General features: G+C 48.9%; 1 protein-coding gene. It reads right to left on the reverse strand.

Annotated elements, in window-relative coordinates:
- Positions 1–132: 132 nt before the first annotated feature.
- On the reverse strand, positions 133–919 hold a 787-nt coding region (locus tag ACYVTD_RS13800), incomplete at its 5' end, for a molybdopterin cofactor-binding domain-containing protein (RefSeq protein WP_461248303.1).

Genomic DNA, 919 nt, shown 5'->3' on the forward strand with positions numbered 1-919 from the left:
CTGAAAGACAGCCTGATTTCGCGCCGAACAGGCCGAAACTTTCCCGCAGTATGTGGATAAGCCTTACGCCCGCTTCCGCGCGCACGACAACGTCTTCCCCGTTTAAAATAAAATTAATCGTCATTTTTGCCCCTATGCCTGCACGTCGCTATTTCTAAGCCGCGCTATTTCCCAAATTTCTTTTCTTCTTAACGGTATTGCCTTATAACAGTGGTCCATCGCCTGCGAGACCGCCTGTATAAAAGCCGACGGTATGCATGTAAACGGCAGTTCTCCGATTCCTTTCGGCTCAACGCTAGCGGAGGGCAGAAAATCTATATTTAAAACCGGAATATCAAGATAGGATGAAATGACGAATTTATCATATTTGGTTTTAGGCAGCGCCCCTTCCGAGTATTCGATGTTTTCCGAAAACGCCCAGCCTAACGCCTGCGTCGCTCCTCGGGTAAGGTTTCTTCTCGCCCTGTTTTCGGATAAAATTTTTCCGCCGTCAACCCCAAGCCATATCCCCCGGATATTGGGGATGCATTCAACAAGGTCAATTGAAACTTCGACGACGCAGGCCGCCATGCCTAGTTTTGAAAAGCCGTTTATGTCCATATTCATTCCTTCATAGGGCTTAAAGCGGTCCTGCCAAAGGGAACCGTACTGGGGTTTCACAGAGCGGCGCACGGTAATCGGCAGGGGGTCGTGAAGGCGCTCTTTTCGGATCGCCAGACAGCATTTTTCCACGAGTTTGGTGAGAGCCGTAATATTTCTCGAAGAACAGCAGGGGCCGCCGTCGGGCGACTTGTCCGTAATTAACCGTATCTTGTCGGCCTCTATCGATAAAATGTCAAATACGACTTTCGCCCAGATTCTGGCGTAATCTTCGTCGGAACTTGTAATGCTTGTTTTAATTTCCAGACTGCCGTCTTTT

The sequence above is a fragment of the Treponema sp. R6D11 genome (assembly GCF_054786075.1).